This is a genomic window from Streptomyces sp. MGP-P1, assembly GCF_057766565.1.
On the sequence record NZ_JBYMEM010000007.1, the window covers coordinates 2396883 to 2412898 of the forward strand.

The 16016-nt window shown below is 71.7% G+C and carries 12 protein-coding genes and 3 pseudogenes; 5 read left to right on the forward strand and 10 right to left on the reverse strand.

Going from position 1 to position 16016, the window contains the following annotated elements:
• Window positions 1-31 precede the first annotated feature (31 nt).
• Entirely contained in the window at window positions 32-1489 is a 1458-nt protein-coding gene (pdxR, locus tag AC3CH1_RS32245) for a MocR-like pyridoxine biosynthesis transcription factor PdxR (protein WP_488466091.1), read from the reverse strand.
• A gap of 47 nt (window positions 1490-1536) precedes the next feature.
• Here pdxR and AC3CH1_RS32250 point away from each other — a divergent pair.
• A pseudogene (locus AC3CH1_RS32250) lies at window positions 1537-2379 on the forward strand (DMT family transporter); the annotation flags it as partial.
• Window positions 2380-2454: 75 nt separating this feature from the next.
• On the opposite strand, the gene AC3CH1_RS32255 reads toward AC3CH1_RS32250, so the two are convergent.
• Entirely contained in the window at window positions 2455-3285 is an 831-nt protein-coding gene (locus tag AC3CH1_RS32255; protein ID WP_488466092.1) for an alpha/beta fold hydrolase, read from the reverse strand.
• Between the two features lie 122 nt (window positions 3286-3407).
• Here AC3CH1_RS32255 and sigJ point away from each other — a divergent pair, with 122 nt between their 5' ends.
• Together sigJ and AC3CH1_RS32265 are read left to right on the forward strand one after the other, a co-directional pair.
• Window positions 3408-4292: an RNA polymerase sigma factor SigJ gene (sigJ, locus tag AC3CH1_RS32260; protein ID WP_488466093.1), complete on the forward strand. Its 885-nt coding sequence runs from the start codon at window positions 3408-3410 to the stop codon at window positions 4290-4292.
• A 285-nt stretch (window positions 4293-4577) separates the two neighbouring features.
• Window positions 4578-5347: pseudogene (locus tag AC3CH1_RS32265) on the forward strand (GntR family transcriptional regulator).
• A gap of 245 nt (window positions 5348-5592) precedes the next feature.
• On the opposite strand, the gene AC3CH1_RS32270 reads toward AC3CH1_RS32265, so the two are convergent.
• The 3 genes from AC3CH1_RS32270 to AC3CH1_RS32280 form a co-directional block, all read right to left on the reverse strand.
• Complete coding sequence (locus AC3CH1_RS32270; protein ID WP_488466094.1) at window positions 5593-6750, reverse strand: ROK family transcriptional regulator; 1158 nt, start codon at window positions 6748-6750, stop codon at window positions 5593-5595.
• 100 nt (window positions 6751-6850) lie between these two features.
• Window positions 6851-7501, reverse strand: a complete 651-nt coding sequence (locus AC3CH1_RS32275; RefSeq protein WP_488466095.1) for a response regulator transcription factor — start codon at window positions 7499-7501, stop codon at window positions 6851-6853.
• Entirely contained in the window at window positions 7473-8666 is a 1194-nt protein-coding gene (locus AC3CH1_RS32280) for a sensor histidine kinase (RefSeq protein WP_488466096.1), read from the reverse strand. The genes AC3CH1_RS32275 and AC3CH1_RS32280 overlap by 29 nt, the downstream gene beginning before the upstream one ends.
• A gap of 108 nt (window positions 8667-8774) precedes the next feature.
• On the opposite strand from AC3CH1_RS32280, the gene AC3CH1_RS32285 reads away from it, so the two are divergent.
• Together AC3CH1_RS32285 and AC3CH1_RS32290 are read left to right on the forward strand one after the other, a co-directional pair.
• Window positions 8775-9707, forward strand: a complete 933-nt coding sequence (locus tag AC3CH1_RS32285) for an ABC transporter ATP-binding protein (protein ID WP_488466097.1) — start codon at window positions 8775-8777, stop codon at window positions 9705-9707.
• Between the two features lie 2 nt (window positions 9708-9709).
• Window positions 9710-10447, forward strand: coding sequence for an ABC transporter permease (locus AC3CH1_RS32290; RefSeq protein WP_488466098.1), 738 nt, complete (start codon window positions 9710-9712; stop codon window positions 10445-10447).
• 56 nt (window positions 10448-10503) lie between these two features.
• On the opposite strand, the pseudogene mug reads toward AC3CH1_RS32290, so the two are convergent.
• From mug to AC3CH1_RS32315, 5 genes and pseudogenes are all read right to left on the reverse strand, one after another.
• Window positions 10504-11084: pseudogene (gene mug, locus AC3CH1_RS32295) on the reverse strand (G/U mismatch-specific DNA glycosylase).
• Between the two features lie 19 nt (window positions 11085-11103).
• A complete protein-coding gene (gene purB, locus AC3CH1_RS32300) occupies window positions 11104-12546 on the reverse strand; it encodes an adenylosuccinate lyase (protein ID WP_488466099.1) in 1443 nt (480 codons plus the stop codon).
• Window positions 12547-12646: 100 nt separating this feature from the next.
• Entirely contained in the window at window positions 12647-13516 is an 870-nt protein-coding gene (locus AC3CH1_RS32305) for an SGNH/GDSL hydrolase family protein (RefSeq protein ID WP_488466100.1), read from the reverse strand.
• Window positions 13517-13559: 43 nt separating this feature from the next.
• Window positions 13560-14579 carry a hemolysin family protein gene (locus AC3CH1_RS32310; protein ID WP_488466101.1) on the reverse strand — a complete coding sequence of 340 codons (1020 nt, stop codon included), beginning with the start codon at window positions 14577-14579 and terminating at the stop codon, window positions 13560-13562.
• Window positions 14576-15913: a hemolysin family protein gene (locus tag AC3CH1_RS32315; RefSeq protein ID WP_488466102.1), complete on the reverse strand. Its 1338-nt coding sequence runs from the start codon at window positions 15911-15913 to the stop codon at window positions 14576-14578. The genes AC3CH1_RS32310 and AC3CH1_RS32315 overlap by 4 nt, the downstream gene beginning before the upstream one ends.
• Window positions 15914-16016: the final 103 nt, after the last annotated feature.

Consider the following 16016-nt stretch of genomic DNA (forward strand, 5'->3'; position numbering starts at 1 on the left):
CGGAGCCCCAACCCCGGGTGAACGGCGCCCGTCAGCCGGGACGGGGCCGACCGGAACGCCACGCGGCCGCCAGCGCGGCGATCCCCCGCGCGATGTCGCCGGGGGCGAGGTGGGCGTAGCCCAGGACCAGGGGCAGGGTCCCGTCCTCGGAGTCGGCCGTTCCGCAGTCGCGCAGCGGCCGCAGCGCGACGCCCGCCCGGGCCGCCCGCTCCAGGAAGACGTCCTCGGGGCCGTACCGCGCGGGCAGTCGGGCGATGATGTGCAGGCCCGCCGCGATGCCGCTGACCGTCGCCCCGGGGAAGTGCTCGTCGAGCGCGGCGACCAGGGCGTCCCGGCGTTCCCGGTAGGCCCGCTGGCAGCGCCGCAACTGCCGGTCGTAGCCGCCGCGCACGATGAAGTCGGCCAGGACGGCCTGGTCGATCACCGGGTTGCCCAGATCCATGGTCCGTTTGCGGGCGACGATCCGCCCGGTGAGCGCGGCGGGGGCGACCAGCCAGCCGAGCCGCAGGCCGGGGGCCAGCGACTTGCTCACGGAACCGGTGTACACGACCCGCTCGGGATCCAGCCCCTGCAAGGCTCCCACCGGCGCCCGGTCGTACCGGAAGTCCCCGTCGTAGTCGTCCTCCATGATCACGGCGTCCGCGTCCCGCGCCCAGTCGAGCAGTTCGCCGCGGCGCTGCGCGGAGTATCCGATTCCGGTGGGGAACTGGTGCGCCGGCGTGGTCACGACGGCGCGCACCCCGGAGCGCTTCAGGGGTGTGAGGGCGAGTCCTTCGTCGTCGAGGGGCAGGGGGACCGTGCCCAGACCGGTCGCCGCGAACAGCGAGGCGTGTTCCGGGCTGCCCGGATCCTCCACCCCGACCCTGGTCACGCCCTCGTCCCGGAGGACGAAGCCGAGCAGGGTCGTCGCCTGGGCCACCCCCGAGCAGACCACCAGCCGCTCCGGATCGGCCACCACGCCCCGGCGCCGGGCGAGCAGTCCGGCCAGGGCCTCACGCAACTCCGGCAGCCCGCGCGGATCGGGGTAGCCCAACGCGCCGTGCGGCAGTCGGCCGAACACCGTCCGCTGGGCGGCGCTCCACGCACTGCGCGGGAAGAGGGACAGATCGGGGGTGCCGGGCCGGAAGTCCACCAGCGCGCCCGCCGCGCGCGGCGCGCGGTCGCGTACGGGACGCTCCGCCGCGCGTACGCCCTCGCTCACCCAGGTGCCCGCGCCCTGCCCGCTGCGGAGATAACTCTCCGCGGTGAGCTGCTCGTACGCCTCGGTGACCAGCCCGCGCGACACCCCCAGATCGGCGGCGAGCTCGCGGCTGGAGGGCAGCCTCGTGCCGGCCGCCAGACGGCCGGAGCGGACAGCTTCCCGCAGCGCGGACCGGAGTGCGCGCCCTCGTCCGCGCGCCGGCGCGGAGGCGGCGGGCAGCAGCAATTCCCACGCCGGAGAACGGGGTTCCGCCGACGGACGATGCGCATTGGTCCCCGAAGACGTCATGGAAGTGGACCTTAAACCGGTCCGCCGCCGAACCTAGCGTCGACCCCATGAACGCAACCTCTCTGCGCGGGGCCCTCCTCGCGGCCTTCGCGTGTGTGCTGGTGGGGGCATCCTTCACGGCCAACAGTGTCCTCGGCGACTACCCGTTCGCGGGTGGCCAGGCGCTCCGTTACGGTCTTGCCGCGCTCCTGCTCGTCCCGTTCCTGCGGCGTGATCCCGACTCCACGGCGGCGCGGCTGCGTCGTCTCACCCGCCGCCAATGGGGGCGGATCGGATTGCTCGCCGCCGTGGGCATGGTCGGGTTCAACCTGGCGGTGCTGGCGGCCGAACAGTCGGCGGAACCAGCTGTTCCGGGTGTCTTCGTGGGCTGTGCGCCGATCGTGGTGGGCGTGCTCGTCCCGCTGTTGGACGGTCGTCGCCCGTCCCGCGTCACGCTGTACGCGGCCGGACTCGTCGCCGTCGGGGCGTTCACCGTTCAGGGCTGGGGGCGCACCGACCTGGCGGGCGTGCTCTTCTCGGTGGGCGCGCTCGCGGGCGAGGTCGGCTTCGCGGTCCTCGCCGTGCCTGTGCTGCGGCCGCTCGGCCCGAAGCTGCTCTCCGCGACGGTCTGCGGGGTCGCGGCCGTCGAGTCGGCGCTGCTCGGTCTGCTGATGGACGGCGGGTCGTTCCTGCGCGTCCCGACGGGAGGCGAGGCGGTGGCCCTGCTGTGGCAGGCCGTCGTCGTCACCGTGATCGGGTTCGTCTGCTGGTACAGCGGGATACAGCGCATCGGAGCCGAACGCGCCACACTTTTCTCGGGCCTGATCCCGGTCTCCGCCGCCCTGACCGCACCTCTCGTCGGAGCCGGGACGTACGGCATCGCACAGGGGGTGGGAAGCCTCCTGGTCGGTGCAGGTGTGGCGTACGGTTCCGGCGTCCTCGGGCGGCGAGGGGCGGTCGGAGCGTCGATGCCCCGACCGGTCGGCTCAGCGGCTGGTGTCCAGGATGACGCGGGCCACGAGCGCGGGGTCGTCGCTCATCGGGACGTGCCCGCAGCCGGGCAGCCTCACGAGGCGGGCGTCGGGGATCACCCTCTTGGCGCGGCCCCCCTGCCGGCGCGGCAGTATCCGGTCGCGGGTACCCCAGGCGACGGAGACGGGGACGCCCTTGACGTCGTGGCCGAAGCGCAGGCCCCTGCCGGTCTCCAGGGTCTGGTGAAAGCCGGTCGCTCCGCGCAGGGCGAGCGTCTCGGCGACGACGGCCTCCGGTGAACGCCTGGCGGGTCGGGCGTAGATGGTGCTGGTGAGGGCCACCCGGCCGGCCGCGCTGCGCGACAGGCGCCCGATCAGTCCCACCGGCAGGGCCAGCGCGCTCCGGCGCATGGTCCGAAGCGTTCCGAAGGCGTAGCGCCGTTCGGCCTCGGTCCAGAAGCCCGCCGGGGACAGCGCGGTCACCGACCGCACCAGCCCGGTGCGCCCCAGTTCCAGCGCGAGCAGGCCGCCCAGCGAGTTCCCGGCCACGTGGGGGCGGTCCAGACGGAGTTCGGCGCAAAAGGCTCCGAGCACCCGGCCGACGGTCGCGAGATCGTAGGGGACGCCGTCCGGCAGCGCGGGTGAGGTGCCGAAGCCGGGCAGGTCCACGGCTATCACCTCGCGCTCGGCGGCCAGGATCCGTGTCACCGGGTCCCAGGCCCTCAGATGGTGTCCGATGCCGTGCAGGAGCAGCAACGGTTCGCCCGAGCCGGTCCGTTCGTACGCGACCGAGACCGGGTGGGGGCCGTCGGCCGATACGACGGTGAAGGAGACCGTGGTGGTCATGCTGCTGCTCCCTGGAGTGGGTAGACATCGTGTCAGCAACAATTACCGTCGGGTAGCTCGTAGTTCAAGGGGCTCGGCGATTCCCGCTGGACAGCGCGTGACCGGTGGGCTGGGATGGGCCGATGACCGTCGACACCGCGACCGAGCTCTTCGAAGAACACCGGCCCGTTCTCACCGGTGTCGCCTATCGCATGCTCGGTCGTATCGCCGACGCCGAGGACGTGGTCCAGGAGGCGTGGCTGAGGTGGTCGGCGGCGGCGCGTGAGGACGTCCGGGAGCCGCGTGCCTTCCTGGTGCGGATCACCGCCCGGCTGGCCATCGACCGGCTCCGGCACCTCCAGTCACGCCGGGAGTCGTACACGGGGCCCTGGCTGCCGGAGCCGGTGGTCACGGAGTTCGGCCCCGCCGTGCCGGACACCGCCGAGCGCGCCGTCCTCGCCGACTCCGTGTCCCTGGCCGTGCTGGTCGTCCTCGAATCACTTTCGCCGCCGGAGCGCGCGGTGTTCGTGCTCCGGGAGGCCTTCGGGTTCCCGTACGCCGAGATCGCCACCGCCCTGGACCGCACCGAGGAGGCCGTCCGGCAGCTCGCAGGCCGTGCCAGGCGGCATGTGGAGGAGCGCAAGCCGCGTTACGACGTGGACCCGGCCGAGCGCCGTGATCTCACCGAACGCTTCCTGGCCGCCGCCTCCGGAGGCGGCATCGAGCAGCTTCTCGCACTGCTGGCCCCGGACGTCCGGCTGGTCAGCGACAGCGGTGGCAAAGCGAAGGCGCCGCGGCGGATCATCGAGACCGCGGACAAGGTCGGCCGCTTCCTCTTCGCCGTGGCGGGGAGCCTCGGCGAGGACGGGGAGGTCCGCATCATGGAGCTCAACGGCGGGCCGGCCGCCGTCTACTTCGTCGGGGGGAAAGCCGACACCGTCTTCCAGATCGAAGTCAGCCAAGGTGTTGTTCAATGCGCCTATATCATTCGTAATCCGGACAAGCTTTCCGGGCTGCCCGTCGTATAACCAGAAGCACCACCGGCCCCCTTCGACCCCCGGAACCCCGCAGGTCCGCCACGAGCCTGGTCAGAGCCCCGCCATCCGTCGTGCTGGTGGGGCTCTTTGCTGCGCTCGCCCCACGGCACCACGAACGTCGTGTGAACGCTCTGCGCCAGAGTTCCGTTTCGTTCCGTTACGGAATAAGGATTGGTCTTGACCAAGGGGGTATGCCGTCCTAGGGTCTCCCTTAAGGCAGGAACCTTTAATAAATAACGTCGCGGAAAAGAAGCCGGGCGATTGCGGAGGATCAGGGTGGGGACCACGCAGCTGGAATCGGTACAGGAGCCGAAGTACTGGCACCTCAAGACCGTGCTCAGTGAGGCACTCGACTCGGACTTTGCGGTGGGGGAGATCCTGCCCAACGAGCGGGACCTCGCTGCGCGGTTCGGTGTCGCGCGAGCCACGCTCCGGCAGGCCCTGGAGCAGCTCGAACTCGAAGGCAGACTGCAGCGCCGCCGTGGTGTCGGGACGACCGTCGCCCCGCCGCGCGTGGGCATCGCCGTCTCCACCGCCCAGCACGAATGGACGGGCGGCGTCAGCGGCGAGGCCTGGCAGCCGGTCGACAGCGCCATGGACAAGGCCCCCGCGGCGGTGGCCTCCATGCTCGGCACCGACCCCGTCGAACCGGTGCACGTGGTGCGCCGTATCCGTGACACCCAGGGGCAGGCGGTGGCGGCGGAACTCCTCTACATCCCCGCCTCGTCGGTGCCCGACCTCTCGGCCATCGAGGCCCCGTCCGGCGCCGTCCGCGCCCGGAGCGTGCTGCGCGAGCTGCACCGGCTCGGCCTGCACGGCCAGGACCGCTCCGTGGAGCTCGGCTCGGCGCGCGCGGCCGACGCCAAGGAGCTGGACCGGCTCCCCGGCGCCCCGTCCTCGTCGTCACCACCCGCTACCTCACCGCGGACGGTACGGCGGCCGTGTCGGTCGCCACCTACCGCGCGGACACCTGCCGGCTCACCTTCGGGGACTCCGGCGCACTGGAGATCAGCCACGACGACCAGCCGGAGCGCCAGGCCTCCTGACGCCTCCGACCCGCTCGGCCCCACGCCCGCCGCTTCTCCAGGACCTCAGTCCCCGGGAACCGGCGGGCGCGCGTGTTCCCGCCCGATCCCGCTCAGGAAACAGTGCCGGTGAGCGACCCGGTGCGGAGAAGCGCCCGTGATACCCCGGCTCCCGGGGCATCGCCCGTAGTCCCCCGGCTCCCGGACAGCGTCCGTAGCCCACCCGCCGAAGAGCACGCGGTCCGTGTGCCGCCCCCTCCCCGCGGTCAGCGGCGGGCCGTCACAGCACCCTCCACGGCGAACAGCTGCTCCTCGACGTGGTCCAGGGCGAGCCGCAACGCCCCCGTCGCGACGGCGGCCTCCCCGAGCAGCGACAGGGTCACCCGGGGCGGGCGCAGGCAGTAGCGGGCCAGCTCCCTGCGCAGGGGCTCCAGCACCCCGTCCAGCCCGGCGGCCCAACCACCCACCACGACCAGCTCCGGGTCGAGCGCCAGCACCAGCGCCGCCACATCGTGCACCAGCCGCTGAAGGAAGCGCTCGACCGCCGCCTGGGCCCCGGCGTCGCCCTCCCGGGCCTTGGCGAACACCGCGGCCACCGCAAGCTCGTCCAGCGGGTCCAGTGGTGTGTCCGTCGTCGACAGCAGATGCTCCGGCGTCACGTCCCTGCCCAGCAGGTGCAGAGCGCCGATTTCCCCGGCGGCCCCGCCGAACCCCCGGTGCAGACGCCCACCGATCAAGGACCCCGCCCCGGGGCTCAGCCCCGCCAGCACGAAGACCACGTCGTCGGACTCGGTGGCCGCGCCCTTCCAATGCTCGGCGACCGCCGCGGCGTTGGCGTCGTTCTCGACGAGCACGGGGCAGCGGAACGAACGGCGAAGCCGCTCCCCGAGGGCGAGGCCGGTCCAGTCCGGCAACGCCGTACCCAGCCGTACGGTGCCGTCGGCCTCCACGATCCCGGGACTGCCCACGCCGACCGCACGCAGACTGCTCCGGGCCACCCCGGTGCGTCGCAGTATGTCCGCGATGACGGCCCGTACCTGGTCGAGCCGGTCGTCCGCGCCGGCCGTCTCGGACACCACGCGGGAGCCCGCCCCGATGATGCGGCCGTCGAGCCCCGAGATGAGCGCCGACACCCGGTGCGGACCGATCTCCACCCCGAGGAGATGCCCCGCCTCGGCCCGGAAACGGAACCTCCGGGCAGGCCGCCCCTGGCGCCGCGCCTCGCCCTCGTCGGGCAGCGCCTCGACCACGAGACCCGCTTCGAACAGCCCCTCGACGACCCCTTCGACCGTCGGCCGGGACAACCCGGTGATCCGTGTCAGGTCCGTCAGCGTCGGCGCGCCGGCCCCTCTCAGGGCGTGCAGTACTACCGCGGAATTGATCCGTCGCAACAGCGAGGGGTCCCCACCGGTCAGCCGGCCCACGGTATGTCCTCCCAGCTCGTGCGCATGTCTGCCGGATCGTACTCGCTGGCCGTGAGCCCTGCGACCAGCGAGGGAAGCCGGTATCGAGCCGCAACCTCGGTCACCCCGGAGCGACGAACCCGGACTCGTACGCGGCGATGACCGCCTGGGTACGATCCCTGGCCCCCAACTTCGCCAAGATCGAGCTGACATGGGACTTCACCGTCTCCGTCCCGACGACGAGGGTGGCCGCGATCTCCGCGTTCGACAGGCCCCGGGCCATCAACCGGAGGACCGCCGCCTCCCGCTCGGTGAGCGCCGCCCGGTCGAGAGCGGCCCGTGCTTTGTCCGTCCCGTACTCCGCGGCGAGCTGCCGGACCGCCGCCGGGAACAGCAGGGACTCCCCCTCGGCCACCAGACGCACGGCATGCACGATCTCCGCGGGCCGGGCTCGCTTGAGCAGGAAGCCGTCCGCCCCCGCCCTCAACGCCTCGTACACGTACTCGTCGTTCTCGAACGTCGTCACGACCAGGATCTTCGGGGGATCCGGCACCGTACGCAGCACCAGCCGGGTCGCCTCGATGCCGTCCATCAGCGGCATCCGCACATCCATCGCCACCACATCGGGCCGCAACCGGTTCACCAGGGGGAGCACCGCCGCGCCGTCCGCCGCCTCGCCCACCACCTCGATATCGGGCTGGGCCTCCAGGACGGCCCGCAGTCCGGCGCGTACCAACGGCTCGTCATCGACCAGAAGAACGGTGAAGGGCATCCGACCAGCGTATGCCGTCCAGCGGGAGGCTCACGCGCACCCGCCAATCGCCCTCCCACGACTCCATCCGCGCCTTCCCGCCCAGCAGCGCGGCCCGCTCCCGCATACCGCGCAGCCCACTGCCGCTCCCCGGCAGACCGGCCGCTCCGGAGAGCGGATTGATCACCTCCAACTCCAGCCGCCCGTCGGCCACCGTGATGCTCACCCGGATGGGTACCGGCCCCGCGTGACGGAGCACATTGGTGAGGCTCTCCTGAAGAATCCGATACCCCTCCCGCGAGACCGGCGCCGGGATCAGTCCCAGATTCCCGGACACCCGCGCATCCACCTGCGCCCCGGAACTCCTCGCGGAGTCCAGCAGCCGCTCCACCTCTCCCAGCGTCGGCCGCCGGCTCACGGGTGTGCCGGATTCACGCAGCACCCGCAGCACCCGCTCCAGGTCCTCCAGCGCATCACGCCCCGTCTCCTCGATGGCGGCCAGCGCCCGCTCGGTGAACGCCGCATCATTCGCCGCCCGCGCCGCACCGGCCTGCACCACCGCCACCGTCAGGGCATGGCCGATGGAATCGTGCAGCTCCCGCGCCATGCGGTTGCGCTCCAGCAACTGCTCGGTCAGCTCCTCCAACACGCTCAGCCGGTCCGTCGGCGACGGGCCCAGCAGCCACCGGGCGGCCGCTGTACTGAGCCGGCCGCCGAGCACCACCAGAACGAGCAGCGGAATGATCGGCAGCGGTGCGAGCAGCGCGTTCCACCAGTGCGGACTCATGCCTTCCACCAGCCCGTCCGGAGGCCTGCCCGTCGCCGACAGGACGAGCTCGATCGACGCGACGGGCAGCCAGAGAGCCATGATCGCAGCAGCCGAGATCAGGAGCCGCACCTCCAGCCAGAGCACGGTCCGCCACCGCTCCGCCCAACTCGTCGAGGAAGCCACCGAGATGGAGGCGTCCGGCTGCCCACGCTCGGACGGAGTCAGCAGCAACTGCGCCTGCAGACCCTCCTCGAGCCGCATCGCGGGTATGAGGCCCACGGGCACCGCGAAGAGCAGGGGCATCCAGAGCTGGTCGGAGATGAAGAACCACAGACTGGCCGCGGCAGCCGGGATGAACATGTGCAACCAGCGGCTGTAAGTGACCGCGCTGGTCAGCGGGGTGAGGATGCGGTGCATGCCCTCATCGTCCCAGCGGGCCGGGCGCACCGGCTCCCCCATGCGAGGGAGACGATCCCCGCTGACGGGGGAGGCGGGCCGCCCGGCGTACGGGCCAGGCTGGTGGGCATGACCAGCATCGACGTCCACGAGCTCACCAAGGAGTACGGAACCACCCGTGCGGTGGACCGCCTCAGCTTTCGCGTGCAACCGGGCAGGGTCACCGGATTCCTCGGCCCCAACGGCGCCGGCAAGTCCACGACCATGCGTCTCGTCCTTGGCCTGGACCGGCCGACCGGCGGCTCGGCCACGATCGGCGGGAGGCCGTACGCCCGGCTCGTCGAACCGCTGCGCACCGTCGGCGCACTGCTCGACGCCCAGGCCGCCCACGGCTCACGCACACCGCGCAGCCATCTGACCGTACTCGCCGTGAGCAACGGGATACCCATGTCGCGGGTGAAGGCCGTGCTGGAGGAGACCGGGCTCGGCGACGTGAGCGCACGGCGCATCAAGACCTTCTCCCTCGGCATGCGGCAGCGTCTCGGCATCGCGGCCGCCCTGCTCGGCGACCCGCGGGTGGTCATGCTCGACGAGCCGTCGAACGGCCTGGATCCCGAAGGCATCATCTGGATCCGCGAACTCATGAAGCGGCTTGCCCGCGAGGGCCGGACGGTGCTGGTCTCCAGCCACCTCATGAACGAGACCGCTTCCTTCGCCGACCACCTGGTGGTGCTCGGCCGGGGCCGCCTGCTCGCCGATATGCCGATGGAACAGTTCCTCGACTCCCGTAGCCGCCCCCGCGTACGCCTGCGAACGACCGAAGCGGGCAGGCTCCACTCGGTGCTGGCCGCCAAGGGCCTGTCCGGAGTGCAGGCCGAGGACGGCCGCTGGGTGATCGACGGCGCCACGGCGGAGGAGATCGGCGCGATCGTCGCCGAAGAAGGCGTTCCCCTGCTCGAACTGGGCGATGAGCGCGCCACATTGGAGCAGGCCTACCTCGACCTCACGGCGGACGAGACCCCCTTCGCCGCTTCGGCCACCCGCAACCGCCAGGAGGCGTGACCATGACCCTGACGGCAGTACTCCACTCCGAGTGGATCAAGATCAGATCCATACGGTCGATCTACGGTTCCCTGATGGCCGTCCTCGCCACCACCCTCATCATCACGGTGCTCATCCTGGGAACCACCGGCCAGGAGCAAGCGGAGCAGCCTGGATCCGACGCGCTCCTCAACGCCTTCTTCGCTCTGACCTTCGGGCAGATCGCGGCCATCGCGTTCGGTGCGACCGCGGTCTCCTCCGAGTTCCTCGACGGAGCTCTGCGCATATCGCTTGCCGCGGTTCCCCGACGTTCCCTCTTCTACGCGGCGAAGATGACGGCGATCGGCGGATCGGTGCTCGTCGTCGGGCTGGTGACCAGCTTCACGTCGTTCCTGGTCGGTCAGCTCTTCCTGGGGGAGCACGCGATCGGCCTGGGGCACCCGGGCGCGCTGCGTGCCGCCTTCGGCGGGGGGATCTACCTGGCGCTGATGGCACTGCTCGCGGCGGGCCTGACGGCGCTCCTGCGGAGCGCGGTGGCGGTGCTCGGCCTGCTCATACCGCTCTTCCTCATCGTCCCCTTCGTGTTGGTGGACGTGGCCACCGCGGTGGTGACCTATCTGCCCGACCGCGCGGGACAGGCGGTGCTGCACCAGAATCCGGAAGACGGTCCGGGGCCGTGGACCGGCCTGGCGGTGACCGCCGTATGGGCGGCGGCCGCGCTCCTGGCGGGCTGGTCGGCGGTCCGCAACCGGGACGCGTGAGGCCCGGGGGAGACGCGCGGTCGAGAGGTCCGGGGAAGGGGCGAGGCCGGGCCGGTTCAGTCGGTCGGGGCGGGGCCGGGGGTCGCCCGGTCGGCCGGGGGCGGGGTGAGGGTGGCGTCCCGGAGGCGGGCGTACTCCTCGGCCATGCTCTGGACCGTCCAGTGGGCGTTGAGGCCGCTGGGGTTGGGCAGAGCCCAGACGCGGGCCCCGCCGACCGTGCGCTCCTGGGGGCCGATCCGGGCTCGGGGCTCCCCGAAGGCCGCGCGGTAGGCGGTGATGCCGACCACCGCGAGCCATTGGGGCGCGAGCAGTTCGACCTTCGCCGTCAGAGCGGCTCCGCCCTCCCGGAACTCGTCCGCGCCGAGCTCGTCGGCCCGGGCCGTGGCCCGCGCCACCACGTTGGTGATGCCGAGTCCGAGACCGAGCAGCTCGTCCTGCTCCGACGGACGCAGCCGCCGGGGGTGAAACCCGCGCGGTGCAGGACCGGCCAGAACCGATTCCCGGGGTGAGCGAAATGGTGGCCCGTCACCGCGGTCGTCAGGCTCGGGTTGATGCCGCAGAAGAGCACGCGCAGACCGCCCGCGGCCACATCGGGGACGATGCGATCGCGGGCGGCGCTCAGCTCTTCGGGGGTCACGCGGTGAGGGCGGTGCCGGTCAGAGGATCGAGCCGGGGGTGTACTTCGCGGCCTCGGGGTACCGCTCGGTGATCCCCTCGATCCGGGCGACGAGCGAGGACACCTGGTCGCCGGCGGCACCCGTGAACGAGAGCTTGTCGGCCATCAGCTCGTCCAGCTGCGCGCGGTCCAGCGGAATCCGCTCGTCCGCGGCGAGCTTGTCGAGCAGCTCGTTGCGCTCGGCGCCCTGCTCCCGCATCGCGAGGGCGGAGGCCACCGCGTGCTCCTTGATCGCCTCGTGCGCCACCTCGCGGCCCACTCCGGCCCGTACGGCGCCCATCAGGACCTTGGTGGTCGCCAGGAACGGAAGGTAGCGGTCCAGCTCGCGCGCCACGACCGCGGGGAACGCGCCGAACTCGTCCAGCACCGTCAGGAAGGTCTCCAGGAGGCCGTCGAACGCGAAGAACGCGTCCGGGAGTGCCACCCGGCGGACCACGGAACAGGACACGTCGCCCTCGTTCCACTGGTCGCCCGCCAGCTCGCCGGTCATCGAGGCGTAACCGCGCAGGATCACCATCAGACCGTTCACCCGCTCGCAGGAGCGCGTGTTCATCTTGTGCGGCATCGCGGACGAGCCGACCTGGCCGGGCTTGAAGCCCTCGGTCACCAGCTCGTGGCCGGCCATCAGGCGGATGGTCTTCGCCACCGAGGAGGGCGCCGCGGCGAGCTGCACCAGAGCGGTGACCACGTCGTAGTCGAGCGATCGGGGGTAGACCTGACCCACCGAGGTGAACGCCTCGGCGAAGCCGAGGTGCCCGGCGATGCGCTGCTCCAGATCGGCGAGCTTGCCCGCGTCACCGCCGAGCAGGTCCAGCATGTCCTGCGCCGTGCCGACCGGCCCCTTGATCCCACGCAGCGGGTAGCGCGAGAGGAGGTCCTCCAGACGGCCGTGGGCGACCAGCATCTCGTCGGCCGCGGTCGCGAAGCGCTTGCCCAGCGTCGTCGCCTGCGCGGCGACGTTGTGCGAGCGTCCGGCGACGACGAGCTCGCGGTACTCCGCCGCGAGCCTGCCGAGCCGGGCCAGCACGGCCACGGTGCGGTCGCGCATCAGCTCCAGCGAAAGGCGGATCTGGAGCTGCTCGACGTTCTCCGTCAGGTCCCGCGAAGTCATGCCCTTGTGGACCTGCTCATGACCGGCGAGGGCGTTGAACTCCTCGATCCGGGCCTTGACGTCATGCCGGGTGATCTTCTCGCGCTCGGCGATCGAGGCCAGGTCCACCTGGTCCAGCACACGCTCGTAGTCGGCCAACGCCGCATCGGGAACCTCGATCCCGAGGTCCTTCTGAGCGCGCAGCACCGCCAGCCACAGCTGACGCTCCAGCTTCACCTTCTGCTCGGGGGACCAGAGGACGGCGAGCTCCGCGGAGGCGTAGCGGCCGGCCAGGACATTGGGGATGCGAGGCTTCGCAGACACAGCAGTCACGTAACGGGATTCTACTGGCGGTTTGTGCAGGCCAGCGACGCGCCCCGGTTTGTGGCTTGCTACGAAGGAGCGAGGGAGGGCGTCGGCCCGGGCGACCGGTTCAGTCGGTCTCCGCGGTGCCCACCGCGGCGTCGGGGGAGACGGCGCGACGCCACCCCGTCACCGGGCCCGGGTTCTCCGCGTCCGCCGACGTGATCCAGAAGGCACGGCCCGTCGTGGCATCGAACTGGGCGCCCCAGCGCCCGTCGCCGGAGGAGCGGCCGGTGAGCCGCCGCCCGATCCAGGGGGCCAGGTGCTGACGGGCGAAGAGGATGTCCTCCGTTCGCCGGGCCGCCCAGCGCGGCGGCGCGGTCGCGGGCATCCGCGCACCCCAGTCCAGTTCGGCCGGCAGCCCCAGGGTCTGCCAGACGGCCTCGGCGACGCGCCGGTGGCCTTCGGCGGTGAGATGGAGCCGGTCCACGTCCCACATCCGGGGATCGGCGATCGAGGGCGCGGAGTAGAGGTCCACCACCGCGGCGCCGTGCCGCCCGGCCAGATCGTCGATCAGGGCGAACAGTGCCTCCACCCGGGGGCGGAACCGGTCGAACACCGGCCCGCTCCGCCCGGGGCTGCGCATCAGCACGAGCTGCTTGCAGGTCGGTGCGAGACGCTCCACGGCCTCTTCGAGCCGCCCTCTGACCCTTCCCATGTCGCACTTCGGGCGCAAAGTGTCGTTGAGCCCGCCGACGAGGGTGATGACATCGGCCTGGAGTGAGGCCGCCGCCTCCACCTGCTCGTCGACGATCTGGCCGATGAGCTTCCCGCGTACGGCGAGATTGGCGTACCGGAAACCGGGGGACCGGACCGCGAGCCGGGCGGCGAGGACGTCGGCCCAGCCCCGGTAGGTGCCGTCGGGGAGCCGGTCCGACATGCCCTCGGTGAACGAGTCGCCGACCGCGACGAGACTGGTGTAGGAGGCATTCAATTCCATGGCGAGATGAGCGTACCGGTCGGTAGGCCGGGAGGCCAGCAGATCAGCGGGGACCCGGCCGTCCCACGAGTTCGCGGAGTACGTCCTCCATCGTGACCATGCCGGCCAGTCGGTCGTCCTCGTCGAGAACGGCCGCCAGATGCGTTCGGCTGCGCCGCAGGGCGGTGAGCACGTCGTCCAGCGGAGTCACCGCCCGGACGCGGGCGATCGGCCGCATCGCCGTCACCGGGAAGGGGACGTCCCGGGGCGTCGCGTCCAGGGCGTCCTTCACATGGAGGTACCCGAGGATGCGCTGCTCGCCGTCCATCACCGGGAAGCGGGAGAACCCCGACTCGGACGAGAGCCGCTCCAGCTCCTCCGGCGTGGTGCCGACCCTGGCGTACAGCACCCGGTCGACCGGCATGACCACGTCCCGTACCGGCCGGCGGCCCAGCTCCAGAGCATGGTGGAGGCGTTGCGCGGAGCGGTCGTCGACCAGCCCCGCATCCCCGGCGTCCTGGACCAGCCGGGCCAGTTCGTCGTCCGAGAACGTCGCGGAGACCTCGTCCTTCGTCTCCACCCGCAACAGCTTGAGCAGGGTGTTGGCGAACGCGTTGATCGCGAAGATCACCGGCCGCAGGGCACGGGCCATCGCCACCAGCGGTGGGCCCAGCAGCAGGGCGCTCCGCGCCGGTTCGGCCAGGGCGATGTTCTTCGGCACCATCTCGCCCAGGAGCATGTGCAGATAGGTGGCCACGCCCAGCGCGATGACGAACGACAGCGGGTGGACCAGCCCGTGCGGCACCCCCACCGCGTCGAAGGCCGGCTCCAGCAGATGCGCGATGGCCGGTTCGGCGACGATGCCCAGCACCAGGGTGCAGAGCGTGATGCCGAGCTGGGCGGCGGCAAGCAATGCGGAGACGTGTTCCAGGCCCCAGATGACACTGCGGGCCCGCCGGTTCCCGGCCTCGGCCTCCGGTTCGATCTGGCTGCGGCGCACGGAGATCAGCGCGAATTCGGCACCCACGAAGAAGGCGTTGGCCACCAGGGTCAGCAGGCCGATGAAAAGCTGGAGAACGATCACCGCTGGTCCTCCGTCCGGTTCTCGGACCCCGGAAGTGGGGCGTGCAGCAGGACCCGCGCGGCGCGGCGGCCCGAGGCGTCGACCACGTCGATCCGCCATCCCTCCAGCTCGACGCTGTCGTCCACCGTCGGGATCCGTCCGATCTCGGCGGCGACCAGCCCCGCGAGGGTCTCGTAGGGCCCGTCCGGTACCCGCAGACCGATCCTGCGGAGCTGGTCGGTGCGCGCCGCCCCGTCGGCCGACCACAAGGTCCGTCCGTCGGCGTCCTCGCCGGCGGCGGCGAGGTCCGGCGTCTCGTGCGGATCGTGCTCGTCCCGGACCTCGCCGACGACTTCCTCCACGATGTCCTCCAGCGTCGCGACCCCGGCCGTCCCGCCGTACTCGTCGATCACCACGGCCATGGCGAGCCTTCCGGACAACCGGTCCAGCAGTCGGTCCACGGTGAGTGTCTCCGGTACGAGCAGGGGCTCGCGCAGCAGTTCCGAGATCCGGGTGTGGGGCCTTTGGTCGGCGGGGATCGCCAGCACGTCCTTGATGTGGGCCACGCCGACCACGGTGTCCAGGTTGCCCCGGTAGACGGGGAAGCGGGACAGACCGGTCGCCCGGGTGGCGTTGGCGACGTCCTCGGCCGTCGCGCGCAGCTCCAGGGCGGTCACCTGCACCCGTGGCGTCATCACGTTCTCCGCGGTCAGCTCCGAGAGGTTCAGCGTGCGGACGAACAGTTCGGCCGTGTCCGCCTCCAGCGCACCCGCCTTCGCGGAGTGCCGGGCCAGCGCCACCAGCTCCTGCGGACTGCGGGCGGAGGCCAGCTCCTCGGTCGGTTCCAGACCGAAGCGGCGCACGAGCCGGTTGGCCGTGTTGTTGAGATGGCTGATGAAGGGGCGGAACAGCGCGGTGAACACCCGTTGCGGTGTGGCCACCGCCTTGGCCACGGCGAGCGGGGAGGAGATCGCCCAGTTCTTCGGGACCAGTTCGCCGACCACCATCAGGACCACCGTGGAGAGCGCCGTGCCGAGGACGAGCGCCAGGGTGGACGCGGCGGCGGGAGGCAGCCCCGCCGCCTCGACGGGACCGCGGATCAGCTTGGCGATGGACGGTTCGGAGAGCATGCCGATCACCAGATTGGTGACGGTGATGCCGAGCTGGGCCCCCGAGAGCTGGAAGGTGAGGCTCCGGACCGCCTTGAGCGCGCTCGCGGCGCCCCGGTCACCCCGCTCGACGGCCCGTTCGAGCTCGCCGCGCTCCACCGTGGTCAGGGAGAACTCCGCGGCGACGAACGCGCCGCAGGCGACACAGAGCAGCAGGGCGACGAGCAGCAGCAGCACTTCGATCATCGGTTCACCTCCGTCCCATGATCGGGCAGGGGCGGGGGGACCGCGCGGTGTCGGCGGTATCGGCTACTGGGAGGCTCGCCCATGGACGGACGCTCACACCTTT

Excerpts from the sequence above, each read along its gene's own strand:
- pdxR (WP_488466091.1), bottom strand. The coding sequence starts at position 1,489 with ATGACGTCTTCGGGGACCAATGCGCATCGTCCGTCGGCGGAACCCCGT.
- AC3CH1_RS32255 (WP_488466092.1), bottom strand. The coding sequence starts at position 3,285 with ATGACCACCACGGTCTCCTTCACCGTCGTATCGGCCGACGGCCCCCAC.
- sigJ (WP_488466093.1), top strand. The coding sequence starts at position 3,408 with ATGACCGTCGACACCGCGACCGAGCTCTTCGAAGAACACCGGCCCGTT.
- AC3CH1_RS32275 (WP_488466095.1), bottom strand. The coding sequence starts at position 7,501 with ATGCCCTTCACCGTTCTTCTGGTCGATGACGAGCCGTTGGTACGCGCC.
- AC3CH1_RS32280 (WP_488466096.1), bottom strand. The coding sequence starts at position 8,666 with ATGCACCGCATCCTCACCCCGCTGACCAGCGCGGTCACTTACAGCCGC.
- AC3CH1_RS32285 (WP_488466097.1), top strand. The coding sequence starts at position 8,775 with ATGACCAGCATCGACGTCCACGAGCTCACCAAGGAGTACGGAACCACC.
- AC3CH1_RS32290 (WP_488466098.1), top strand. The coding sequence starts at position 9,710 with ATGACCCTGACGGCAGTACTCCACTCCGAGTGGATCAAGATCAGATCC.
- AC3CH1_RS32305 (WP_488466100.1), bottom strand. The coding sequence starts at position 13,516 with ATGGAATTGAATGCCTCCTACACCAGTCTCGTCGCGGTCGGCGACTCG.
- AC3CH1_RS32315 (WP_488466102.1), bottom strand. The coding sequence starts at position 15,913 with ATGATCGAAGTGCTGCTGCTGCTCGTCGCCCTGCTGCTCTGTGTCGCC.